Here is a 23,866-nt window from a genome sequence, read left to right as displayed (position 1 = left end):
TCACCGCCGCCGCAGGTCCACGCCCTGGCGCCGCAACTCCTCCTTGGCCACCGTTTCCGTATGCACGATGTCGGGGCCGTCGGCCAGCCGGAGGGTCCGGGCCTGGGCATACATCATGGGCAGAGGCGAGTCCTGGCTGACACCCGCGCCGCCGTGAATCTGAATCGCCCGGTCAATCACGCGCAGGGCGACATTGGGGGCCACCACCTTGATCGCCGCGATCTGTCCCCGCGCGGCCTTGTTGCCCACCGTGTCCATCATGTAGGCGGCCTGCAGGGTCAGCAGCCGGGCCTGATCGATTTCCATGCGGCTGAGGGCGATGGCCTCGCGAACATGCTGGTGGGCCGCGAGGGGTTTGCCAAACGCCACACGCTGTGAGGCCCGCTCCACCGTGAGTTCCAGCGCCCGCTCGGCCTGCCCGATCAGGCGCATACAGTGGTGTATGCGCCCCGGTCCCAGACGGCCCTGCGCAATCTCAAAGCCCCGGCCCTCACCCAGCAGCATGTTGGAAGCGGGCACGCGCACGTTCTCGAAGGTCATCTCCGCGTGCCCGTGCGGCGCGTCGTCGTAGCCGAAGACGGTGAGCATGCGCTCGATGCTCACGCCCGGCGTGTCCATCGGCACCAAAACCATGGACTGCTGCAGGTGCCGCTCCGCGTTGGGGTCCGTCTTGCCCATAAAAATGCTGATCTTGCAGCGCGGATCACCCGCTCCACTCGTCCACCATTTGCGGCCGTTGATGACGTATTCGTCACCGTCCCGGGTGATGCTCGACTCGATATTGGTGGCGTCGCTGCTCGCCACCTCCGGCTCGGTCATGGAGAAGGCAGAGCGAATCTCCCCGTTCAGGAGGGGTGTGAGCCACTGCTCCTGCTGCTCGGGCGTACCGTAGCGCGCGAACACCTCCATGTTCCCGGTGTCGGGCGCGTTGCAGTTAAAGACCTCGGGGGCCCACCACACCCGGCCCATGATCTCGCACAGGGGCGCGTATTCCAGGTTGCTCAGGCCAGGGCCGAACTTGCCCTGCGGGTCCGAGGCGGGCGGCAGGAAGAGGTTCCACAGGCCCTCGGCGCGCGCCTTGGGCTTGAGTTCCTCGATCAGTTCCACGTGTTCCCAGCGGTGGCCCGTATTCACCTGACGGTGAAACTCGGCCTCGTTGGGATAGATGTGCTCCTCCATAAAGGCCGTCAGGCGGGCCTGGAGGTCACGGGTACGGGGCGCGGTCTCGAACATGGTCATAGGGGTTGCTCCTCAGGGTCCAGGGGGCGAAAACTGGCTTGGTTTCCCTCAATGCTGATCAGCGCCCCCCGGTAGACACCGCCGCCTTCACGGCGAAGCACCAGGCCCAGCGCGAGCAGACGCTCCAACACGGCCTCGGCCTCCTCCAGCAGGGCGGAGTCGTCGTCACCGGCCATGCGCTCAGCCAGAAAGGCGTCTTCCTCAAACAGCGGGCGGTAAGGAGCGAAGGCGGGCGCGGCCCCAAAGGTGCAGCGAATGGCGAACATCCCGCTCTCCACGACGGTCAGGCGGCCCAGAAGCGCCTCGCCGCGCTCCAGCGTGTAGACGGTTCCCGGCCTCACGGCTTCCCCGAATCCTGACGTTCACCCACAGCGGCGACGGTGGCGAGGGCTGCCGCGACGAGGGTGTCTTCTCCCCCGCTCCGGGCATACACCTCGGCGCGCACCACCACCTGACGGCGACCGGGACGCAACACCTCACCGCGCGCCCAGAGCGTTTCTCCCCTCGCGGGAGCCAGAAAGTTGATCTTGTATTCCGCCGTCACCACGTCGCCCACCACCGTCGCGGCAGTCCAGGCACAGACGGTATCGGCCAGGTAGCCCAGCACCGCACCGTGTGCGTGGCCGTGGTGCTGGGTAAGGTCTGTCCGGAGGGGCAGCGAGATTTCCACCACGCCAGGCTCGAAGCGCGTGAGTTCGGTGCCCATGAACCGGGTAAAGCCGCTGTTGCCGGTGGCGCGAGCGAGGAAGGCCTGGCGGCCCTCGTGGGTGAAGAGAGCAGGACCGGGCGAGGTCATACGTACACCCGCATGACCGTTTCCGCGGTCGCCGCCGGTTTGATCTGCCCCTCGATCTCGATGGTGTTGGCGACGGTGAGCTGAGCAAAGCCCGGGCCGTCCTCGATCCCGAGCAGGACGGCCCGGTTTCGCAGTCGGCTTCCCACAGGAACGGGCGCGATAAAGCGTACCCGGTTCAGCCCATAGTTCACCACCATGCGCGTACCCTCCAGCGCGGGGAATCCTCCCCCATTCATGAAGTGTCCGGCCAGCAACGAGAGCGTCAGGAAACCGTGCGCGATGGGACCGCCAAATGGGGTTTGCGCGGCCCGTTCAGGATCGACGTGAATGAACTGGTGGTCTCCGGTGGCGTCGGCGAAGGTGTTCACCACATCCTGCGTGAGCACGACCCATTCGGAGAGGGCAATCTCCTGGCCGAGGCGGGAGCGGAGGTCTTGGAGGTGCAAGGGGGTCTCCTTTCAGGTCCTCAGTGGCCAGTCGCCAGAAATTGAGGTGTTCCTGCTGGCGACTGCCCTCTGGCCGCTGGCGACTTCAGACCGCTGTGATCCCGCCGTCCACCGCGATGTTCTGCCCCGTGATATAGGCCGAGGCGGCGCTGGAGAGCAGCAGGGTCAGGCCCTTCAGGTCTTCGGGGCCGCCCAGGCGGCCCAGGGGTGTCGCGCCGAGAATGGCTTCCTCGCCGTAGGCCAGGGTACCTTTGGTCATCTTGGTGGGGAAGTAGCCGGGGCAGATGGCGTTGACGGTGACGTCATATTTGGCCCACTCGGCGGCGAGGGCCCGGGTAAAATTGACAATGGCCCCCTTGGACGTGTTGTAGGCGAGCGTTCCGGCCATCTTGGGGCTGTTGCCCCGCAGCCCCGCAACGGAAGCGATATTCACCACCCGCCCCGAGCGGGCCGGAATCATGCAGCGCTGGCCCACCGTCTGCGTCAGGAGAAACAGGCCGTTGACGTTGAGGTTCATCACCTTTTGCCACGCCTCGAAGGGATGCTCCTCGGCGGGCGCGCCCCAGGTGGCCCCGGCATTGTTGACGAGGATGGAAATGGGGCCGACTTCGGACACGATGCGGTCCACCAGGGGGCCGATGGTCTCGAACTGCGAGAGATCGTTCTGGTAGACGTGCGCGGTGACGCCCAGGCTGGAGAGGTGGGCTTTGGCCTCCTCCAACTCGTTTTGCTTGCGGGCGGTCAACACCACCGACGCGCCGTATTCGCCCAGTGCCTCGGCGATCTGGAGGCCCAGACCGCGCGAGCCTCCCGTGATGAGAGCGACTTTGCCGGTCAGGTCAAACAGGTCTTTCAGTGCCATCCACTTTGCCTCCGGGTTGTGACGTTATCTCCCCCACGATAGGCAAAATGTACGTGCGCGTCAATTTTGTACGCTGAGGGATATTCAGCGCAGGGGCAGGATTGACCCGGTCCTCAGGGGGTGGAGAAGGCGGCGGTGTATTTGAGGGAGCGCAGGTGGCCGCCTGACAAACCCAACGTCATGTCGAGCACGCCGCAGGGACGGGGACGAGGCTTCCAGGGCAGCTCTGCCACTGCCCGTTGAGCTAAGGCGCGGACATGGGCAAGCCGGCCGGGAGCGGTGCCGCGTTCGTCTCCCTCCCGCGCTCCTGGGGTGAGGTGGTCGCCGGGAACAGGACGATTGAAGGCACGGGACGGCCGTGGACGCGCCTCTACCTCCACGGCGTAGGACCGTCTTCAGACAACCAGTACGCCGGGCCGGTACACCCCCACCCCACGCTTCTGCCACCTCGCCTCGGCGGCCTTCAGGCAGCGCTCAATTCCCACGATGTCGCTGGTGGGCGCGGCGGAGGGACAGCCGGCGTCAGCAGCCAGGACGTTCGCCGGCCGCTTCAGAACCACGCCTCTTCCATGTCGAACGTCGTGCGGTCCGCGCTTGCCAGCAGGTCCGCGTGGGCCCTCACCTTGGGCAGTTCATGGACGGCGAAGAAGCGGGCGGCGTGCAGCTTGCCCCGGTAGAAGTCGGCATCGTCCCCACGCGCTTGCGGCAGGGTGCGGGCCGCCACCGCCGCCTGCCGCAGCCACATCCACCCGATTACCGTATGGCCCAGCATTTCCAGGGCGCTGTTGGCGTTGGCGAGATAAAGGTCCGGGCCGAGTTCGGGGGCCTGCCGCAGCAGGGTCAGCAGCGCCGCGCTGCTCTGGGCCACCGCCTTTTGCAGCGCCTCCCGGATCTCGCCCAGACCGCCGAGTTCCTCGGAAGCCGTGAGGTCTGCCCCGATACGCGCGAGCAGCACCTCCAGCCCGCGCCCGCCCGATTGCGTCACCTTGCGGCCCAGCAGGTCATTGCCCTGAATGCCCTCGGTGCCCTCGTGAATGGGATTGAGGCGGTTGTCGCGGTAGTACATTTCCACGGGGTAGTCGCGGGTGTACCCGGCCCCGCCCATCACCTGAATCGCGTCGCTCAGCGCCTCCTGGCTGTATTTGCTGGGCCAGCTCTTGACGATGGGGGTGAGCAGGTCGAGCAGCAGGGCCGTATCGGTGCGCCCTTCCTCTGGGCCAGTATGCAGATCGTCCACGAGGGAAGAGGCGTACAGTCCCAGCGCGAGGCTGCCCTCCACGACGCTCTTTTGCCGCAGCAGCAAGCGGCGCACGTCGGCGTGGCGGATGATGGGCACGGTTTCGCTCTCAGGGTCCTTGTTGCCCGCGTGCCGTCCCTGCCGCCGCTCGCGGGCGTATTCCAGGCTGGCGAGGTAGCCCGCGTAGCCCAGCATCACCGCGCCCATGCCCACGCCGATCCGCGCCTCATTCATCATGTGGAACATATGGCCCAGGCCCCGGCCCGGCTGACCCACGAGTTCACCCACCGTTTCGCCGCCCTCGCCGAAATTCAGCAGCGTATTCGTGGTGCCCCGGTAGCCCATCTTGTGGTTCAGGCCCGCGAGAACGACGTGGTTGGACGCTCCGGGCTTCCCGTCCTCCCCCACCCGGTAGCGCGGCACGATAAACAGCGAGATGCCCTTCACCCCCGCCGGAGCGCCCTTGATACGGGCCAGCACGAGATGGACGATGTTCTCCGACAGTTCGTGTTCGCCGCCCGAGATCCACATCTTGGTGCCGGTAATGGCGTAGGTGCCGTCACCTCTGGGCGTGGCGGTGGTGGTGATATCGGCCAGTCCGGATCCGGCGTGCGGCTCGGAGAGGGCCATTGTGCCGAACCAGCGGCCCTCCAGCAGGGGCATCAGGTATTTCTGTTTCTGCTCTTCGGAGGCGAATTCTCGCAGCAGGTTGGCGTTGCCGATGGTCAGGAAAGGATAGCCGCTGGAGCCAATATTTGCGGCCTGAAAGTGGGCTTGCACCGCCTGCATCACCACCCAGGGCAGCTGCAGCCCGCCCAACGCCTCGTCGTGGTGGGCGCTGAAAAACCCAGCGTCGCGGAAAGCCCGCATGGCCTCTGCAACGGCAGGGACGAGCTTGACCTTGCCGCCGATGACGTGCGGTTCGTTCAGATCAGCCTCGCGCGTGTGGTTCGCGAAATAGCGCTCGGCCACGTTATAGGCGAGGGCCAGCACGTCGTCGTACACCTCACGGCTGTGCTCGGCGAAGCGGGAGCGTGAGGGCAACGCAGCGGTGTCGAGCACCTCATAGAGCTGGAACTGCAGGTCACGGCGGGACAGGAACGGGGCCATGGATTCTCCTTTGCGGGGGACTGGAGTGAAGAACAGGTGGCCTACGCTAGGCTTTTCTCCGGTTCAGCGCAAGGTTGGGGCGCGTTGTGGTTTTGCTGCGCGGTGGCCCCCTCTTTGTGAGCCGTTCCGGTCGCTCCGGGCTGTACCAGTCACCCCTGGCTGCGCGAGGCCCGAGCTGCTCCGCAGCGCCGGGGATCCCACGGGGGAGAGGGCGGCAAGAACTCCAACTTCCGCCCCCCGAACAACGCCGAAGGGGAGGAGGGCCGCCTGGCCCTCCTCCCCCAAAGCTCCCGGCGCTCAGTTCAGGCGGGTAATCCGGTTGACCGCGCCCGGCGTAACCGACTTGGACTTCAGGTAGCTGCTGAAGGCGTCGATGTCGATATCGCCGCCCAGACGGTCGGTGCCCTGCGCGAACACGGTAAAGCCGTCGCCGCCGTCTGCCAGGAAGTTATTCACCGTGACGCGGTAGCTCGCCGACGGATCAAGGGGCTGACCGTTCAGGGTCAGGTTGCTGACCTTCTCACCCTTGGGCTTGGCGTTGTCCCAGGTGTAGCTCAGGCCCTCGCTGACCTGCAGGATCCGGTTCTGCCCCGCGCTGGGGTTATCGAACTGTTGCTCCAGCACAGCCTTGACCTGCGCGCCCGTCAGGGTGATCACGGTCAGGATGTTGCCAAAGGGCTGCACGGTAAAGGCGTCGCCATAGCTGACCTTCTGGTCCGGGTTGGGCACGTTGACGGGCAGGTCAGCGCGAATGCCGCCGGGGTTCATGAAGGCGATGACGGCACCACCCTTCTCGGGGGTGCGGGTGGCGGCGAGTTGCGAGTCGGCGATCACGTCGCCCAGCGCACTCTCGCCCGCCGGGTTCGTCGCACGGGTGATCTGCTCCGCGCCCAGTGTGGCGATGGTCTGGGCGGCGACCGGATCGGTCAGGGTCTTGGCCTTCTGCACGAGGGCGGTCAGGGCAGCGTCCTTGGCGCCGTTCTTGGCGTCCACGACCACGTTGCTTGCCTTTACGGCCAGCACGGTGTTTGTACGGGTGTCCACGCGCAAGTCCAGGCGCTGGAGCAGGTGGCCGTAGGAATCGCCCTGAATGACCACGCGGTCCTTGCCGGTCGGGCCAGGCACCAGGCAGTTGTAGCCGCGGTGGGTGTGCCCGGTCATGATGGCGGCCACACGCTCGTCAATTCCATTCGCGATCTTCACGATGTCGCCGCTGAGGGTCTTGCAGTCCACCACGTCGAAGGCGTCCTTGCTCGTGCCCCCCTGGTGGACGAGCGCCACGATGGCGTCCGCACCGCCCCGGATGATCTGGGGAACGGCGGCGTTGATGGACGCCACCTCGTCCTCGAATTTCAGGCCCGCCACGCCGGAGGGCGTCACGACGGTGGGCGTGTCCTTCAGAACTGCGCCGACGAAGGCGATCCGGGCCGGGCCCACCTTCACGATCTTGTAGGCCGGGAAGATGGTCTGACCCGTCTTCTCGTCGACGACGTTGGCGGCGAGGTAGGTAAAGCCTGCCCCCGCAAAGGTGTTGTCGAATTTGCACGCCTTGGCCGCGTCGTTGGAGTTGCAGCCGCCCTTCTGGAAGCGCTGGAGTTCGGCCACGCCGTTGTCGAACTCGTGGTTGCCAACAACATTGACCTGCATGCCGAGTTGCGTCAGGGCGTCGATGGTCGGCTCGTCGCGCAGCAAGGCGCTCGCGAGGGGGCTGGCCCCAGTCATGTCGCCCACGCCGACGAACACGGTGTTGGGGTTGGCCTGACGCGCGTCGGCGAGAATGCCGCCGATGGTGTCGATGCCGCCCGCCTGCACGGTCACGGTTTTCGTGCGGTCCGCGGGGTCGGGGACGCGGAAGCTCGTGGGCAGCAGGTTGCCGTGAAAGTCGTTCACGCCGATGATCGTTACGTCCGCCACGCGACTGCCCGTCATGGTGGAGCAACCGCTCAGGCCCAGGGCCAGGCCTACCAACATCAGATTCTTGTTCATACGGTGCACAGAATAGTGGACTTGGTGTAAGGAGGATGTCACGTCCAGGAATCGCAGCAGGGCGGCGCTGACCGTCCGCGCACGTTCATCCTGTACGTGAACGTCACATTCTGCTGCACCTCCCGGTAGACTGGGCCATTCCCATCGTCCCCAGGAGGTTTGCCCATGCGTGCCCTCGTCTGTACCGCCTTCGATCAACCCGAAACCCTGACCGTCCAGACCCTGCCCGATCCTGCTCCCGGCCCCGGCGAGGTGGTGATCGACGTGGAGGCGGCGGGCGTGAATTACCCCGACGCCCTGATGGTGATGGGCCAGTACCAGGTGCGGCCTCCCCTGCCCTTCACGCCCGGCGCGGAAGCCGCCGGGGTGATCTCGGCGGTGGGGGAAGGCGTGGCGCACTTGCAGCCGGGGCAGCGCGTGGCCGCCTTTACCGGCACCGGCGCCTTTGCCGAGCGCCTGCTCGCGCCCGTATCCGCCGTCATGCCGCTGCCGGAGGGCTTTCCCTTGGACGTGGCTGCCGGACTGCCGCTCGCATACGGCACCTCCATGCACGCCCTGGCAGACCGGGCGCAGTTACGCGAGGGTGAAACGCTGCTCGTGCTGGGCGCGTCGGGCGGCGTGGGGCTGGCCGCCGTCATGATCGGCAAGGCGCTGGGCGCGCGGGTGATCGCGGCGGCGAGTACGGAAGAAAAGCTGGACCTGTGCCGCGAACATGGGGCCGACGAGACGTTGAATTACGCCGGAGAGAACCTGCGCGAGCGGGTCAAGGCGCTGACGGGCGGCGCAGGCCCGGACGTCATTTTCGATCCGGTGGGAGGCGAGCTGGCCGAGCCTGCCTTCCGGTCTATCGGCTGGGGTGGACGCTACCTGGTGGTGGGCTTTGCGGGTGGCGAGATTCCCAAATTGCCGCTGAACCTGCCGCTGCTTAAGGGCGCGTCGCTGATGGGGGTGTTCTGGGGTGAGTTTGCCCGGCGCGATCCGAAGGGCAATGCCCGCAACCTCGTGCGGCTGGCGGGCTGGGTGGGAGACGGCACGCTGCGGCCCCTCGTCAGCGAGCGCTATCCGCTGGAGCGTGCGCCTGAGGCCCTGCGCGCCCTGCTGGACCGCCGGGTGGTGGGGAAAGTCGTGGTCACGCCTTGAGTGAAGCGCAGACGGGGGCTGGGCAACCTGCCTCCCTGACCTACTACACCACTGCCGAGCTGGCGCGCGAGGCCGGGGTGACGCGGCGCACGGTGATGCACTACGCCGAACTCGGGCTGCTGGCCCCCGATCAGGTCACGGCCTCGGGGCGGGCGCTGTACGGGCCCTACGCCCTGCGGCTGCTGCGCGACGTGCTGGACCTGAGGGCGTTGGGCGTGCCCCTGGACGAGGCCCGCGACATGGTGGCCCTGCGCCGCGCGACGCACGGGGTGGACGGCACCTACCGCCGTGACTGGACCCGCGCCGACATCCCCCTCTCGGACGAGCAGCTGCGGATCATCCACGCCCGGCTGCGGCTGCTGAACGCCGCTTATGCCCGGCAGGCCGACGGTCTGGCCCGCTTTGACCGCTGGCTGACCAAGCGCTTCACGGGCGGCGAGGTGGAGCCGCTGAAGGTGGAGGACTGATCCGGAAGCCGGATCATCCGTTCCGTCCCCTCCGCTATGGGAGCGGGCACGCCCCACCTCAACCTTGTCTTGACTCTCCGCCCTGACGCCCTGGAAACACTTCTATACTACGCGTCTATGTCACTGCGCCTCTTCGGGCTGCTTGCCAGGGACCACGGCCTGCAGGTCACGGTGGGAGACCGTTACACGCCGCCACAGGCCTATGACGCCGTGATTTCTATCGGCAGCGTGGGCGAGGACGTGCCCGTGTGGGTGCGCCTGATGGCCCACCAGCAGGGGCCCACACGCGTGCTGAGGTTGGAGTTCTCGGACGTGCACTTCGCCGCACACCGTTACGCCGCGCAGGAAGAACACGTCGCGCAGGCGGTGGCCTTCGCGCGCGACTTGCCCCCCGGTTCTCGCCTGCACGTTCACTGCGCGGCGGGCAAGTCGCGATCTGCGGCGCTGGCGGCCGTCATCCTGGCGGAGACGAGCCCCCGCCTCGGCGACTCAGCGGTGGCGGCCCGCATCCGCGCCGTGCGGCCCTCCTGCGCCCCCAACCGGGTCATTCTGGCGCTGGGAGACGCCCGAATGGGGCGGCGGCTCTCGCGGGCATTCCGGTAGGGGCGGAAAGGTCACGGGAACCCCCGCCCCAGACCTCATCCTGGGAAGGTGACGCCAAACGTCGTTCCCTGGCCGGGTTCGGTCCGCACCTCAATGGTGCCGCCGAAATGCCCAGTCACAATGTCGTGGATAATGGCGAGGCCCAGCCCGGTGCCCTTGCCCACGTCTTTGGTGGTAAACAGGGGATCAAAGATACGCGGCAGCACGTCGGCCCCAATGCCCGTGCCGGTGTCTTCGACGCGCATCACGGTTTGCCCTGACTGGACCTCAAAGGCCACGGTCACGCGGCGGGCCTGCTCCGCTGCCTCGCAGGCGTGGATGGCGTTGACCACCAGGTTGGTGAGCACCTGGGTAAAGCGCCCCGGCTCGCCCCGCAGCCGCACCGGGTCCTTGGACTGTTCCAGCAGGAGGTCGGTCTGGGCCCCCCGCGCCTGATGCGCGAGCATCAGCAGGGTTTCCGAGGCGAGCCTCACCGCATCGAATTCCTGAACGCCGCTTGCGGTATCCCGGGTGTGGCCGCGCATGGTCCGTATAAATTCGCCGATGCGCGCGGTGGTCTTGCCCGCTTCCTCCAGGGTGCTCTTCAGCTCCGCGGCGATCTCGCTGTGGTCGGCGTCCGTCACGTCGGGGTGGCCCACCGAGGCGCGGTATTCCTCCGCCAGCCGCTCGGCCTCGTGCAGGTAGTTCATCGTTGCCGCGAGCGGCGTGTTGATCTCGTGCGCCAGTCCAGCGGTGAGCCGGCCCAATCCTGCCAGCTTCTCGCTGACGAGCAGGCGCTCGCGACTGGCCTTCAGCGCCTCGTCGGCCAGCCGCCGCTCGGTCACGTCGCGGGTGTTGAGCACCAGACCGCAGACGCTGGGGTCGTTCAGCCGGTTGGTCGCCACCCACTCCATCCAGCGCCAGCTCCCGTCCTTGTGGAGGTAACGGCTGGTCAAGCGGCCCACCGCACCTGGCCCGCCGCACACGACTTCCGCGAAGGTGTCGCGGATGGCCGGGTACTCGTCAGGATGCATGTAGGCCAGCGACGGCTGGCCCAGCACCTCGTCCACCTCGTAGCCCAGCAGCGCCGTGAGGGAAGAGGTCGCGTACGTCACGTACCCGCCCCGGTTGAGCACCGTGATGATGTCCGAACTGTTTTGCACGAGCGAACGGAAGCGGGTGTGGCTGCGCTCCAGGGCCTCGCTGGCACGCCGCTGCTCGGTGATGTCGCGGTCGATCCCCAGCACCAGTTCCTGGCCGCCGTGCTGCACCACCGACAGCACGATCTCCACGGGGTACACCTCCCCACCCTTGCGCCGGTGCAGGGCGGGAAAGCGGAACAGGCCCTGCTTGCGCAGCTCCTCCAGAAAGGCCCGCTTCTGCTCCAGGGGAATGGGCTCCACGTCCAGCAGGCCCACCGGCTGCCCAATCAGTTCCTCGCGGGTGTAGCCGTTCATGGTGCAGGCCGCCCCATTGCACGCCACAATCTTCCAATCCACATCGCTGCTGTGGGGATCGACGAGGAAGATGGCGTCGGGCACGCTGGTAAAGACCATTTCCAGCATCTCCTGCTGCTGGCGCAACTGCGCCCGGCTCTTTTCCAGCGCGGCCTCGGCTTCGTGGCGCTCGGTGACGTCGCGGTCGATCCCAAGCACGAGTTCGCGGTCCCCGATGTGCACGGTGGTCGTGCTGATCTCCACCGGGTAGAGGCTCCCATCCTTACGGCGATGCAGGCTCTCGAAGCGGGTTTTACCCCTGTTGCGCAGCTGCTCTAGATAGCGCCGCTGCTCCTGGAGTTCACGCCCATCCAGCGCCACAGGCTCGGGACGCAGCAGGTGGACCGACTGGCCCAGCAGTTCCTCCCGCGTGTAGCCGTTCATCGCGCAGGCCGCCCCATTGCAGTCGACGATCTTCCAGTTCACGTCAGGCGCGTGCGGATCGAGAAGTACGATGGCCTCGGGCGAATGCTCGAACAGGGCGTGAAACACCTCACGGCTCCCTTGCAGCTCGGCCTCGGCCCGCTTGCGCCCGGTGATGTCCACCATCATGTACAGCAGGCAGTCCTCACCGCCAAACTCGACGGGTTCCAGCGAGGACAGCACGTCCAGCACCTGACCGCCCCGGGCCCGAATGCGGAATTCGGTCTCGTGGATTCTGCCGTGCGTTCCCAGGGCCTCGCCCACCCGCTCCCGGTCCGCCGGGTCTGCCCAGAGGTTCAGGTTCCTGGCGGGCTGGCCCAACACGTCCTCCCGCGCGAACCCCAGCAGCGAGAGCCAGGCCGAATTGACCGCCATCATCTGCCCGTCACGCGCCCGCACCACGCCGCACGCGATGGGCATGGCCGCGAAGACCTGCTCGAAGCGGCGGTGCAGGCCCTGCATGCGCGCCTCGTCCTCCCGCAGCCGGGTGATGTCCGTCATCACGCCGCCTAACCGAACGGGCTGCCCGCCGGTCACGAGGGGCGTCACCCGGTCCCGGAACCAGACCGCCCGCCCATCCCGGGCGAGCATCCGGTACTCCAACTCAAAGGGAGCGCACGCCGCGCTCTGGGCGCGGACCTCTTCCAGAACGCGCTCGCGGTCCTCAGGGTGAATGTGGGCCATCCAGAAGTCGGGGGCCGCAAGCCACTCCCCAGCGGTGTAGCCCAGCAGGGCCTCCACCTTGTCGCTCACGAACGAGTGGACGAGCGAGGCCGGGTCGCCTTCCCAGACGATGCCGTCCACGAGCTGGAGCAGGGTCTGGAGGCGCGGCTCCACCGTCACGGGCGGGCCTCCGGGGCGAAGGAGGCGTCCCCGGCGCGGGTGTCCATCGGCTCGCGCTGCATAGGGGTGACTCTATGGCGGCAGGTCTTTCTGTTTTCCTTCTCGGCCCAGTCGGCGTTCGATGCTGCGCCCCGATTGCTTGGCAGGGTACATGGGGCGTCAGCCTCCCGCCGCGCCTCACCGTTCAGGTCCCCCGCCCTGCTCGCCACGCAGGCAGATCACTGATGAGCAGGGTCAGCGCGTGGCCGTGGCGGCAGGAATTGGCGACGTGCCGCGCGGGCTGGCTGCCAAAAGCGCGGCGGTTGCCCAGAACGGTCAGCGCATCGGTGCGCTGCCGCCTCAATGTGGTGCTTGTGACGGGCTGAGCGAATCTGAGAGGTGTACGCAGGATTGACCGGAATGGCGATCTTGCCCATGACGCGCGCAATGTATTTCACCCACTGCCGGAACTCTCGCCAACTGGTGTCCCCGATGGATTTGGACAACTTGAGGTTGCGCGTCATGTTTCTGACCTTCAATTCTTCAGAGGCGACAACGTCGTGAGATGCCACGGCGCACCACACCAGCTTGACGGCGTGGCCTTTACGTTGCCTTGAAACTTTGAAGCGGAACACGGCCAACTTTGCCAAAGCCTTCTTGCGATTGTTGCTCCCCTTTCCCTTTCGACTGACCCGCCGCTGCAATTTCTTGGGCAACTGCTGAGCCTTCCGGTAGAAGTGTGGGTTGGGTTCGTCGTTTCCCTCAGCATCCGTGTTGAACGCCTTCAACCACACATCAAGCCTGGTGGCCTTGCCACTGGCTTCAAGGTTGAAAAGCCTCTCCACGTCCACAAGGAACAGAGCGCAGTAGCCATCAGCCCGCTTCACGACCCACAGACCTTTGATGTCTTCCAAGCGGTGGAGGATCAAGTTCCTCGTCCCTTTCCGCTTCACGTCCCCAACCCTGAAGCCGTCCGTCTGCGTCAGCCGTTTGTTGGCTGCATCCGGCTCCCAAACCGACTGCTTGAACTCCACGCTACGGACGCTCTTCTTGAGCCGGGGATGGCCAACAGGCTTCACGCCCTTTTTGCAATTGTCGTAGAACCGCGACATGGCCGCCCACGCCCGCCGCTTGCACGCAGTGGAGTTCAGCTTCTTCGCCCATTTGTACTCGGCGCGGAGCTTCATGGTGTGCTTGTCGATGGCGTTTTTGGACACCTTCTCCCCGTTCATCCAGAAGCGCAAGCAGGCGTTACGGACGAACCTTGCGGTACGGACAGCTTCATCCATTCCCCGCCGCCGCTCCTCCGAAGGCGACCGGCTTCTACTCCGGGACAATCATCCAGAAAATCTCATACGGATTCCGAATGATCAATTATACTGATGGAATCAGAACGGCTACTTTCCAGCACACTGCCGAAGACTTCTGGGGCATCTACCGCCGGAGTACTTGCGCCGTTGAACGACGACGCAGCCACCTGCTGGCGTTCCTGGCCGAAGGAAAAAGCCCAGTTGAAGCGCTCCAACTCACGGGCTATTCCTACCAGGGAGCAGACAAAATCATCGACGCGTACCATAAACGGGGCCTGGCAGGGCTCAAAGATCAGCGACAGCACAACAGTGGTGCACCCACCCTGCTGAGCGACGCCGAGGTGCTGCTCCTGGCGCGGACGATACGGGCAGACACCGCTGCTGGCGGTGTCTGGAATGGCGCACGGGTGCAGTCCTGGGTAAAGCAGGAATTGGACAAGGACGTGCATCTGAGCCGGTGTTACGAGTTTTTGGAGGCCGTGAGATTCAGCCTTCAGGTCCCTCGGCCCCGACGGGTCGAGGCCGATCAGGCCGCCCAGGAAGCGTTCAAAAAAAAGGTCTCCCAGCGGTGGTCCAAGCAACTCGAGCGCGTCTTAAAGGAACTGGACGAGCGGTAGAAGTCCGGTGCATGGACGACCACCGTGTGGGGTTCAGACCCCTGGTAGGCAGACAGTGGGCTGAGCGAGGCAAAGCACCGACCGTGCGCGTCCAACACCGTTACGCGTGGCAGTATGCGTACGCCTTCGTCTGTTCGCAAACCGGAGAAAGCCAGTCGTGGCTGTGACCAGCGGTGAATACCTCTGCCTCCCAGGCGGTTCTTGACCGCGTTGCTGGGGACACCAGCGCGGGGAAGAGCCGGGAGATCGTCTTGGTGCCAACCCGCGCGCGCCCTTCGGGCGGCGGGGCTCTGCGTCCCACCTCTGAAGGGGTAGGCTCTGCGCCCAGACCCTCTTCTGTAGATCTGCCGCCCCCACCTTCCCGTCGTTAACGTGAGACAGGGGGACAAAAAGTAGGCCCCTCAGGCACAGGTCCTGAAGGGCGCTTCGGGGAAAGGGAGGATCAGCCCTTGCCCAGCAACTTCATTCGCAGTTCGTTTTCGCCCGGCAACCGCTCGGTGACGGTCACCCGGAAGCGTCCGCCGTCGTGCATCTCGAGCACGCCCTCACTCCCTTCCGTGAGGGCAGAGCTGTCGCCCGACAGGGATACGCGCATCATCCCGCGCCCGCCTTCCAGAGCCTCCAGGCGGCCGGGGAAGGCCGCCTCACCGAAGTGGGCCACCACCGTGCCGTACTCGGCCACGGCTCAGGCGTCGCCCATCATCAGGCCCTCGATGGTGTGGCCCTGCACGATGGGTTCGAGTTCGTCCACCACGCGGCAGATCAGGTGGTCGCGGACCTCCTGCGGCAACTGCGCGTAATAGCCCCGGGTGAACTGCAGGTCGTGCCACTCGTCGTGACCCGCGCCCGGCGCGTCCACGCCAAGCACGAGGACGGGGCGCGGTTTGTCGCTGGTGTTCGCGGTACCGCGGTGGATGGTCAGGGCGCTTCGCACCGAGATGTCGCCCATCTTGGGCATCTTGCGCTGGGCCAGGGCCTCATAACGGGAATACAGCGAAGTCGGCGGAAACATGCCGTGGTCGTACTCACTGGGGTCGTCCCACTGCGTACCCGGGGCAATCTCAAAAGGCCCCATGTCCTCCTCCACATCCACGGTGGTGAGGTTGAAGGCCAGCGAGTTCAGGCGGCGGTCCACCAGCGTTTCCTCGGCAGCGCGGAAGTCTCGGTGCCAGGGCTGGTCCTTCGATCCAGGGTTGGGCACGTCGAAGCCGATCTCCACGATCTTGTAGTTGGGCCCCAGCACCGAGGCGCACACCGTCTGCACCCAGGGATGGGTGATCAGGTCCAGAAAACCGCTGATGTCCTCTGGGTGTATCTCGACGTAGTGGCGGTTGGTGCCGCGTCCCACCGCGCCGCCAGGCCGGGCCAGGGCCTGGGTGTACAGCACGGCCAGCTCCTCACCGAGCTTTGCCACCCACTCGCGGGAAAAGGCCCCCTTGAGGCCCAGGATGCCGTCACCGTACAGGGCGGCCATGATGGTGGGCACGTTGTACTGCGGATCGGCATAGGGGGTGGCGTTGATGGGCTTGTCCGGAGCCTGCGGCGCAGCCGCTTCAGCACTCATGGACATCGACGGCGCGGGCTTGTCATTCATGGCGGTCATGAATTCCTCCTTGGAGAGATGCGAAGGGGAACAGCAGGGGAAAGGTACGCCTTTTACAGGGGGAGGACGGTGAGGCAGACTTCAGGAGCCTTCCTTCACGGACGGCCCCCGGGTCAGGCGGTTTTGCAGCACCACCACCACAAGGAGGAACGCACCGCGAATGACCGACTGCCAGTAGGCGCTGAGGGTCAGGGTCCCGCGCCCGTTCTCGAAATTGAGGATGTTGAAGATGATGCCCAGCAGCAACACGCCCACCAGGGTGGAGCCCACCGAACCGCTGCCGCCGGTAAGCAGGGTGCCGCCCACAACGACGGCGGCGATGGCGGTGAGTTCCCAGCCGAGCCCCTCGGTGGGCTGCCCCGCGCTGAACTGCGAGGCGAGGATTACGCCTGCCAGTCCCGCGAGCGCGCCCGAGAGCACGTACACCCACACGAGCGTGCGCTCGACGGGCAGGCCCATCAGCCGGGCGGCTTCCTCGTTGCCGCCCACAGCAAGCACGTGCCGCCCGAAGCGGGTCAGGCGCAGCACCACCATGCCGATCAGGAAGGCCGCAAACAGCACGATGGCCGTGTACGGGACGCCGCCAACATTGCCCTGTCCGAAGGTGGTGAAACCGTGGTCCGTGTCGGCCGACACCGACTGGTTGTTCGAGAAGATCAGCGCCAGGCCCCGCGCAGCGAGCAGCATGGCGAGGGTGGTGATAAACGGCAGGATCTTGAGGTACGCGATCACCAGCCCGTTGATCAGCCCCAGCAGTGTGGCGGCGGCGACCGCGCCGAGAAGCGCGGGCCACAGCCCATGCGGACTGAGGACGGCGGCCACCACGCTCGCGAAGGCGGCCACGCTGCCCACGCTGAGGTCGATGCCGCCCGTCATAATCACGAAGGCCATGCCCAGCGCCACGAGGCCGAACATCGAGTTGTAGCTCAGGACAGTAAAGACGTTGTAGGCCGACAAGAAGCCCTCGTAGCGCAGGGCTCCGAACAGCACGAGCAGCCCGAGGGCCAGCAGCACGCCGTAGCGCTGAATCAGCGGGGCGGCCTGCAGGCGGGACGTGCGCCGGCCGGGCGCGGCGGGGGTGGGAACAGACAAGTTGAACCTCCTTTCTTCAGCGGCGCGAACGCTGGATGTACACGGCCACCAGGATGATCGCGGCCTTGACGACGAGGGCCACGGCGTCAGGAACGCCCCGGGCCAGCAGGGAGTAGCGGATCAGCTGGATGATCAGCGCGCCCAGCAGCGTCCCGATCACGGTGGCCCGCCCGCCGGTCAGGGCCGTTCCGCCCACCGCGACGGCGGCAATGGCGTCGAGCTCCATGTTCTGCCCGACCTGGTTGGCGTCCGCCGAGGCGTTGATGGCAATCACAATCAGGCCGGCCAGCCCCGACAGCAGCCCGGTGATCCCGTATACCGCCAGCTTGACCCGCGCCACGGGGACCCCGGCCAGTCGTGCCGCCGCCTCGTTGCCGCCCACGGCCAGCACGTAGCGCCCGAAGACCGTACGCCCAAGAACCCACGCGAACAGCGCCACCACGAGCACCATCAGGATCACCTGAAAGGGGATTCCCAGGGGGCGCCCCAGGCCGACGTACTGAAAGGTGGCGTTGCTGAAGGTCTGCAGCTGGCCGTTGGTGACCACCTGCGCGATGCCGCGCCCCGCGATAAACAGGATCAGGGTGGCGATAAAGGGCTGCAACCCCACCCGCGTGACGAGCGCGCCGTTGAACAGCCCGAACAGCCCGGCCACCAGCACGGGCAGCACGAAGGCCAGGCCCACGCCCAGCGCCGGACTGCCCAGCGGTGGATGCAAGAAGAGCATGGGGGCCAGCGCCCCGCTGATCGCCATCAGGGCACCCACCGACAGATCGATGCCTCCAGTGGCGATGACGAGCGTCATGCCCACGGCGACGATCACGGTGGTTGCCACCTGCGTCAGGTTCACACTGAGGGTCTGGGCCGTCAGGAAATGGGGCGTGAGGGCCGCGTTGAACACCAGCAGCACGGCGAGGGCGACGAGCGGCCCAAGCAGCGAGGACGCTGGCCGCCGGCGAGGGCTGCCGGAGGCGGGAACGGCTGCGGGAGGCGCGGCTTCCGGGCGGCTCACGCAGGACCTCCGGCGGCGGGGACCTCGCCCGGACCGTGCGCCATCGCGTTCATGATCGCGTCTTGGGTCAGCTCTGCGCGCGGCAGTTCAGCCACGCTGCGCCCGTCTCGCATGACCACCACCCGGTCCGCGCCCTCCGAGAGTTCCTCGAGTTCACTGCTGATCATCAGCACGCCCAGGCCCTCCCGCGCCAGTTCGCTGAGCAGGGCCTGGATCTCCCCTTTTGCGCCCACATCGATGCCGCGGGTGGGCTCGTCCAGGATCAGGAGCTTTGGATTCAGGCACAGCCAGCGTGCCAGCAGGACCTTCTGCTGGTTGCCGCCCGACAGCTCGCGGATCTTCTGATCCGGTCCGGCCGTCTTGATGCCCAGCCGGGCGATGAAGCGGTCCACGATCTCGGCCTGCCGCGCCGGGTCCACCACGCCGCCGCGCGACAGCGCCGGCAGCAGCGCCAGCGTCAGGTTCTCGCGCACCGACATGTCGGGAATGATGCCCTCGACCTTGCGGTCCTCGGAGCAAAAGCCGATCCCTGCGCGAATCGCGTCCGCGGGCGAGCGCCACCGCGCGGGGCGACCCGACACATGCAGCTCACCGCCGGTCAGAGGATCTGCGCCGAACACGGCCCTCGCCGTCTCCGTGCGCCCCGAGCCCAGCAGCCCTGCCAGGCCCACGATCTCGCCTGCCCGGACCTCCACATCCGCGCCGCGCAGCGCTCCACCCGTCTGAAGGCGGTGGCCTTCCAGCAGGGCCTCGCCACGTGGGCCGCTGTTCCGGACAAAGGCCGTCTCGCCCTCGCGGCGCAGTTCGCCGACCTCCTTGCCGAGCATGCGGGCGACGAGCTCAAGCTTGCCGATATCCACCATCGCCCGTTCGTCCACCGTACGCCCGTCGCGCATGACCGTGATGCGGTCACACACCGCGTACAGCTCGTCAAGGCGGTGCGAGACGAAGACGACCGACACCCCCTCGGCCTTCAGCTGCCGGATCACGCCGAACAGCGTTTCCACCTCGCGGTCGTCAAGGGACGAGGTGGGCTCGTCCATGATGACCAGCCGGCTGCGAAACGACACGGCGCGGGCGACGGCCACCATCTGCTGCACGGCCACGCTGTACGACATGAGGGGCCGGGTCACGTCTACCCGGACGTTGAAGCGCTCGAGCACCTGCCGGGCCTCAGCGTTCATGCGTCCCCAGTCGAGGAAGGGACCCCGCCTCAGTTCGCGCCCCAGAAAGATATTTTCGGTCACGCTGCGAAAGCCCACCAGATTCACTTCCTGGTAGATCGTGCTGATGCCGCCGAGCTGCGCAGCCTGGGGCGAGGCGAAGTTCACCTCCTGGCCCGCAAAGGTGACGGTGCCCGCGTCGCGGCGATAGGCGCCGGTCAGGATCTTGATGAGGGTGGACTTGCCCGCCCCGTTCTGACCGATCAGGGCGTGGACCTCGCCCTGGCCCACCCGCAGGCTGGCTTCACGCAGGGCCGGCACGCCCGAGAAACTTTTCTGAATGCCCTGCATCACGAGCAGAGGTTGACCTTGTTCCACAGTGCCGCCTTGAAAGGAGGGGAAAAAGCCCAAAGAGGGCACCCGCAAAGGTGCCCTCCGGGCAAGCGGAGATCAGTAGGCCGAGCCGACGAGCTGTTTGGCGTTCTGGGCGTTGTACTCGCGGTCTGGATTGATGATCTTGGCGGCGATCTTCTTGCCCGCCGCGTAGTTTTTCAGCGTCTCGAAGGCCTTGGGCCCGAACTTGGGGTTGCACTCCACGACGTAGTTGATCTTGCCGTCAACCACGAGCTGCACAGCCTCGCGCCCACCGTCGATGGACAGCACCATCACGTCTTTGCCGGGCTTCTTGCCGGCGGCTTCCAGCGCAGCGATCGCGCCGATGGCCATCTCGTCGTTGTGGGCGTACACCACGTTCACGTCGGGATGGGCCTGCAGCAACGTCTCCATGACCTGACGGCCCTTGTCGCGGGCGAAGTCGCCGGTCTGGGAAGCCAGGATTTTCATGTTCGCCTTGCCCTTGATCGCCTGCTCAAAGCCGGCGCGGCGGTCGTTGGCGGGCGAGGACCCCGTGGTGCCCAGCAGCTGGACAATCCTGGCCTCACCCTTCATGTTCTTGGCGAGCCACTGGCCCACCCGCTGGCCTTCCAGGATGAAATCGCTGCCAATGAATGTCACGTAGTCGGTCCCCGCCTTGGCGAGCTTCTGATCGACGTTGCGGTCGAGCAGAATCACGGGAATCCCGGCGGCGCGGGCCTTTTTCACGGCGGCGGCCAGGGGCTTTTCCTCACGTGGGGCGAGGAAGATGGCGTCCACCCGTTGCGCGATCATGGAGTCCACGTCGCTGACCTGCTTGGCCGCCGAGCCGCCCGCGTCGGTGTAGACCAGCTGGTACCCCAGCTTCTTGGCCTCGTCCTGCATGCTTTTGGTCTGCGCGATGCGCCAGGGGTTGTTGCTCTCGGTCTGGGCGAAGCCCACCTTATAGGTCTTTTTCTGGGCCAGCTTGGGCAGTCCCTGGGCCACAGCGACCACCGTAAAGCCGGTGGCGGTGAGGGCGAGGGCAGCAGTCAGGAGATGACGGGAGGACTTCATGGGGCCTTCCTTTCCAGTCTCTGGCGTGGAGACAGGGTGAGAGTGGGAAACGGACGAACGCCGGTGAGGCCACGAAATGGACCCCTTGCCACAGCACCTCTATGCGGAATTTCTTTGTGACAATTAAAGCACCCTCGTACCACCCCCTGTCAAGACAGGCTGGGAGAAGCGGTTTCGTTTTTTACCTCTCTTTACGCAGATGTGACCGCTCACGGAACAGGCCCTTCATGACGTCTTGCGGGACGCAGATGGAGAATTCGGGCTGCCTAGACTTTCGGTACTTCTGATGTTTTCGGATCGTGTTGGTTGGTCGAAGCGCAAAAGCCGTGATTCCCGCGGTGTTGTCTCTGACCTGCGCCAATTCCGGCGTTTTGTACCAGCCGCTGTTGTGACTTTACGGGCACTTTACAGCCTCTGCCGTCCTTCGCGGCGCGGAGACCCTCCGCGACAATGACGGGCCAAAAAGGCTTGTGGACGGGATCTCTACCCCCGGTGGGCGGTCACAGTCCTGTCAGGTCCCGTGGCACAATCTGAAGCCCTGATGCAGACCGCGCGCCGCTCCCCGCTTCTCCTTACGCTGGGGCTGCTCGCCTTCAGCGGCCTGCTGCATTCGGCGTGGCTGGCCTTCGGCTGGGGAGGCCGGGAATGGCGCGAGTGGTACTCGGACCTGCACTACCTGCTGGTCGTGGGGCTGTTTATGGCGGTAACGGCGCAGGTGGGCCGGGACAGTTCGGGACCGTTGCGTCCAGCTTTCCGCTGGCTGCTGGTCATGGCGGTCATCCGGTTCGCGGCCGAGGGCACCTGGACGTACCTCGAACTGATTCTGAAGGTCCCACCCTTTCCCTCGTTGGCCGACACCCTGTACTTCCTGGCCTACCTGGCCCAGGGCGTGGCCTTACTGCGGCTGGCGCAGGTGCCGCTGCGCGCGCTCTCCACGGCCCGTCTGGCCCTCGACAGCCTGACTGTGGTGGGCGCAGTGGGCGTCTTTTCCTGGCAGCTGTTCCTGGCGCGGGTGGCGACGAACGCCGCCGAACCACTGCTCAACCGCCTGGTCACGCTGATGTACCCGGCGCTGGACCTCGCCCTTCTCAGCCTGCTGCTGCTGGTGGTGTTTCGCCGTCAGCGTCTGCGGACCTACGAGGGGCTGTTCGCGGCGGGGTTACTGCTCAATATCGTGGGCGACTACCTGTTCGCCTACCTGAGCACGACGGGGGCTTACAGCACCGGCCAGCCCGTCGATGCCCTGTGGGCCTGGAGCTTCGTGCTGGAGGGGTTTGGAGTGGCCCTCGCCGCGCGCGCGCCGGCAGGAGAGGAACGTGAGGTCCCGCGCTGGCAAGCCCAGCTCTCCACCTTTTCGCCCTACCTGGCGCTGCTGGGCTCGTTCTCCCTGCTGATCCGGCTGGAAGGGGTGCAGACCCCCGAGGTGCAGGGGGTGCTGTGGGGCACCGCCGCCGTGACCGCGCTCGTGGTCGCGCGCCAGACCGTGATGCTGACCGACAATGCCCGGCTTAACCGCGTGCTGTCGGCGCGGGAGGCCGAACTCGCGCATCTGGCCCACCACGATCCCCTGACTGGCCTGCCCAACCGCCGGGCGCTGACGGCAGCGCTGGACGCAAAGATAGCGCAGACCGGGCCGGCGGGCCGCCTGGCCCTGCTGTTTGCGGACCTCGACGGCTTCAAGAACATCAACGACACCCAGGGGCACGCGGCGGGGGACGCGGCCCTGCGCGAGATTGCCGCGCGTCTGGCGGCCCAGACCCCGTCCGGGGGCCTCGCCGCCCGCCTCAGCGGAGACGAATTCGCCCTGCTGCTGCCCGGAGTGCCGCACGAGGATGGAGCGTGGGAAGCCGGAAAGCAGCTGGCGCAGGCCATCACCGTGCCCCTCGCGCTGGAAGGGACGCGCTTCACGGTAGGGGTGTCCGTCGGGGTGGCGCTGTGGCCAGACCACGCCCGCAGCGCCTCGGAACTTCTCAGTGCCGCCGACACGGCCATGTACGGGGTGAAGACGGCGGGCAAGAACGGCGTAAAGGTCTTTCGCCCCGAGATGCGCGCCGCCACCCGCCGGCGTCAGGACATCGAGCGGCTGCTGCGGGATGCCCCGGAACGCGGAGAGCTGCGCCTGCACTACCAGGCGCAGGGGAGCCTGGGCGGCGAGCCCCACGGCACCGAGGCGCTGCTGCGCTGGACCAGCCCCGAAATGGGCGAGGTGTCGCCGGCCGAATTCGTCCCGGTGGCCGAGGAGACCGGCCTTATCGTGTCGGTCGGTGGCTGGGCCCTTGGGGAAGCGTGCCGTCAGGTGGCGGTGTGGCGGGCCCAGGACCTGGCCCTGAGGGTCACGGTCAACGTGTCGCCGGCGCAACTGGCCCACCCCGATTTCGGGCAATGGGTGGAAAAAGCGCTGCGGTCTGCAGGCCTGCCCGGCCACGCCCTGGAACTGGAACTCTCCGCCCTGCCCAGCCTGCCGGACCTGGCCAGGTTTGTCAGGCCCCTGGAGGTCCTGACCGCCAAGGGCGTGCGCCTCAGCCTGGGCGGCGTGGGCGCTGGCCCCCTGGACCTGACGCACCTGCTGCCGCTGCCGCTGATGGCCCTGAAGGTGGACCGGCGCGTGGTGGCGGCCCTGGCCCGTCCTGGCACGCCCAAGACCGAGGACGACGCCGGGGCCACGCAGCTGCTGCGGGCCACGGTGGCCCTCGCCCGCAGCCTGGGCCTGTCGGTGGTGGCGCAGGGCGTCGAGCAGGAGTGGCAGCGGCGGCGGGTGCAGGCGCTGGGCGCAGACGCCTACCAGGGCCACCTGCTGGCCCGCCCCCTGCCCGCTGGAGAATTTGAGGACTGGTGGCGCTCGAACAAGGTCAGCGGCTGAGGACCCACCCACGCTGAGAAACGCGGGGCGGTGAGGCCAGGGGCAGAGAGGAAGCCACGCAGGGTGAAACGTAGTATCTTTCTGCATCGATTTAGAACGCCCCTGTCCGGGGCAGTTCGGCCCTGTCCTGTTGTCCTGCCGGCCTACAGCCCGCCGCCGTCCCCCATTCCCTTCG

21 protein-coding genes are annotated in these 23,866 nt (G+C 66.6%); 5 read left to right on the top strand and 16 right to left on the bottom strand.

Translation table 11 applies throughout. The annotated features are described in order from the left end of the window. From B9A95_RS03410 to B9A95_RS03380, 8 genes are all read right to left on the bottom strand, one after another. Positions 1 to 1,239 carry an acyl-CoA dehydrogenase family protein gene (locus B9A95_RS03410; protein ID WP_084045549.1) on the bottom strand — a complete coding sequence of 413 codons (1,239 nt, stop codon included), beginning with the start codon at positions 1,237 to 1,239 and terminating at the stop codon, positions 1 to 3. Further along, complete coding sequence (locus tag B9A95_RS03405; protein WP_084045548.1) at positions 1,236 to 1,580, bottom strand: hypothetical protein; 345 nt, start codon at positions 1,578 to 1,580, stop codon at positions 1,236 to 1,238. Before B9A95_RS03405 ends, B9A95_RS03410 begins: the two co-directional genes overlap by 4 nt. Continuing rightward, positions 1,577 to 2,035 (bottom strand): PaaI family thioesterase, encoded by a 459-nt coding sequence (locus tag B9A95_RS03400; RefSeq protein WP_084045547.1) that lies wholly within the window; start codon positions 2,033 to 2,035, stop codon positions 1,577 to 1,579. The genes B9A95_RS03405 and B9A95_RS03400 overlap by 4 nt, the downstream gene beginning before the upstream one ends. Further along, positions 2,032 to 2,481, bottom strand: coding sequence for a MaoC family dehydratase (locus B9A95_RS03395; protein WP_084045546.1), 450 nt, complete (start codon positions 2,479 to 2,481; stop codon positions 2,032 to 2,034). Before B9A95_RS03395 ends, B9A95_RS03400 begins: the two co-directional genes overlap by 4 nt. 85 nt (positions 2,482 to 2,566) lie before the next feature. Further along, positions 2,567 to 3,343, bottom strand: coding sequence for an SDR family oxidoreductase (locus B9A95_RS03390; protein WP_084045545.1), 777 nt, complete (start codon positions 3,341 to 3,343; stop codon positions 2,567 to 2,569). A gap of 395 nt (positions 3,344 to 3,738) precedes the next feature. Further along, positions 3,739 to 3,903 (bottom strand): hypothetical protein, encoded by a 165-nt coding sequence (locus B9A95_RS33165; RefSeq protein ID WP_170928405.1) that lies wholly within the window; start codon positions 3,901 to 3,903, stop codon positions 3,739 to 3,741. Next, on the bottom strand, positions 3,894 to 5,690 hold the full coding sequence (locus tag B9A95_RS03385) for an acyl-CoA dehydrogenase (protein WP_084045544.1): 1,797 nt from the start codon (positions 5,688 to 5,690) through the stop codon (positions 3,894 to 3,896). The genes B9A95_RS33165 and B9A95_RS03385 overlap by 10 nt, the downstream gene beginning before the upstream one ends. 297 nt (positions 5,691 to 5,987) lie before the next feature. Further along, entirely contained in the window at positions 5,988 to 7,676 is a 1,689-nt protein-coding gene (locus tag B9A95_RS03380) for a bifunctional metallophosphatase/5'-nucleotidase (protein ID WP_084045799.1), read from the bottom strand. Positions 7,677 to 7,841: 165 nt separating this feature from the next. On the opposite strand from B9A95_RS03380, the gene B9A95_RS03375 reads away from it, so the two are divergent. The 3 genes from B9A95_RS03375 (at position 7,842) to B9A95_RS03365 (ending at position 9,886) form a co-directional block, all read left to right on the top strand. Continuing rightward, positions 7,842 to 8,816, top strand: a complete 975-nt coding sequence (locus tag B9A95_RS03375; RefSeq protein WP_084045543.1) for an NADPH:quinone oxidoreductase family protein — start codon at positions 7,842 to 7,844, stop codon at positions 8,814 to 8,816. A 95-nt stretch (positions 8,817 to 8,911) separates the two neighbouring features. After that, positions 8,912 to 9,283 (top strand): MerR family transcriptional regulator, encoded by a 372-nt coding sequence (locus tag B9A95_RS03370; RefSeq protein ID WP_425429909.1) that lies wholly within the window; start codon positions 8,912 to 8,914, stop codon positions 9,281 to 9,283. Between the two features lie 117 nt (positions 9,284 to 9,400). Then, on the top strand, positions 9,401 to 9,886 hold the full coding sequence (locus tag B9A95_RS03365; RefSeq protein ID WP_084045542.1) for a hypothetical protein: 486 nt from the start codon (positions 9,401 to 9,403) through the stop codon (positions 9,884 to 9,886). Between the two features lie 35 nt (positions 9,887 to 9,921). Here B9A95_RS03365 and B9A95_RS03360 read toward each other — a convergent pair whose 3' ends face one another. Together B9A95_RS03360 and B9A95_RS03355 are read right to left on the bottom strand one after the other, a co-directional pair. Further along, positions 9,922 to 12,627 (bottom strand): PAS domain S-box protein, encoded by a 2,706-nt coding sequence (locus B9A95_RS03360; protein ID WP_084045541.1) that lies wholly within the window; start codon positions 12,625 to 12,627, stop codon positions 9,922 to 9,924. A 218-nt stretch (positions 12,628 to 12,845) separates the two neighbouring features. Next, positions 12,846 to 13,943 carry an RNA-guided endonuclease InsQ/TnpB family protein gene (locus B9A95_RS03355; protein ID WP_281255802.1) on the bottom strand — a complete coding sequence of 366 codons (1,098 nt, stop codon included), beginning with the start codon at positions 13,941 to 13,943 and terminating at the stop codon, positions 12,846 to 12,848. A gap of 29 nt (positions 13,944 to 13,972) precedes the next feature. On the opposite strand from B9A95_RS03355, the gene B9A95_RS03350 reads away from it, so the two are divergent. Next, positions 13,973 to 14,533 (top strand): winged helix-turn-helix domain-containing protein, encoded by a 561-nt coding sequence (locus B9A95_RS03350; protein ID WP_084045539.1) that lies wholly within the window; start codon positions 13,973 to 13,975, stop codon positions 14,531 to 14,533. Between the two features lie 442 nt (positions 14,534 to 14,975). Here the strand turns inward: B9A95_RS03350 and B9A95_RS03345 are convergent, their stop codons facing one another. The 6 genes from B9A95_RS03345 to B9A95_RS03320 all read right to left on the bottom strand — a co-directional run bounded on the left by B9A95_RS03345 (position 14,976) and on the right by B9A95_RS03320 (position 20,831). Beyond that, positions 14,976 to 15,215 (bottom strand): hypothetical protein, encoded by a 240-nt coding sequence (locus B9A95_RS03345; RefSeq protein WP_084045538.1) that lies wholly within the window; start codon positions 15,213 to 15,215, stop codon positions 14,976 to 14,978. 3 nt (positions 15,216 to 15,218) lie between these two features. After that, positions 15,219 to 16,136, bottom strand: a complete 918-nt coding sequence (locus tag B9A95_RS03340; protein ID WP_139806433.1) for a phytanoyl-CoA dioxygenase family protein — start codon at positions 16,134 to 16,136, stop codon at positions 15,219 to 15,221. A gap of 81 nt (positions 16,137 to 16,217) precedes the next feature. Further along, on the bottom strand, positions 16,218 to 17,228 hold the full coding sequence (locus tag B9A95_RS03335; protein ID WP_084045537.1) for an ABC transporter permease: 1,011 nt from the start codon (positions 17,226 to 17,228) through the stop codon (positions 16,218 to 16,220). 16 nt (positions 17,229 to 17,244) lie between these two features. Beyond that, positions 17,245 to 18,240: an ABC transporter permease gene (locus tag B9A95_RS03330; RefSeq protein ID WP_084045536.1), complete on the bottom strand. Its 996-nt coding sequence runs from the start codon at positions 18,238 to 18,240 to the stop codon at positions 17,245 to 17,247. Further along, entirely contained in the window at positions 18,237 to 19,781 is a 1,545-nt protein-coding gene (locus B9A95_RS03325; protein WP_139806432.1) for a sugar ABC transporter ATP-binding protein, read from the bottom strand. The genes B9A95_RS03330 and B9A95_RS03325 overlap by 4 nt, the downstream gene beginning before the upstream one ends. Before the next feature lie 72 nt (positions 19,782 to 19,853). Continuing rightward, a complete protein-coding gene (locus tag B9A95_RS03320) occupies positions 19,854 to 20,831 on the bottom strand; it encodes an ABC transporter substrate-binding protein (protein WP_084045535.1) in 978 nt (325 codons plus the stop codon). Positions 20,832 to 21,372: 541 nt separating this feature from the next. Here B9A95_RS03320 and B9A95_RS03315 point away from each other — a divergent pair. Beyond that, positions 21,373 to 23,691: a putative bifunctional diguanylate cyclase/phosphodiesterase gene (locus tag B9A95_RS03315; RefSeq protein WP_084045534.1), complete on the top strand. Its 2,319-nt coding sequence runs from the start codon at positions 21,373 to 21,375 to the stop codon at positions 23,689 to 23,691. The last annotated feature ends 175 nt before the right edge of the window (positions 23,692 to 23,866 follow it).

The organism is Deinococcus hopiensis KR-140 (assembly GCF_900176165.1).
GTDB classification, from domain to species: Bacteria; Deinococcota; Deinococci; order Deinococcales; family Deinococcaceae; genus Deinococcus; species Deinococcus hopiensis.
This window is presented reverse-complemented; position numbering and strand designations above follow the sequence as displayed.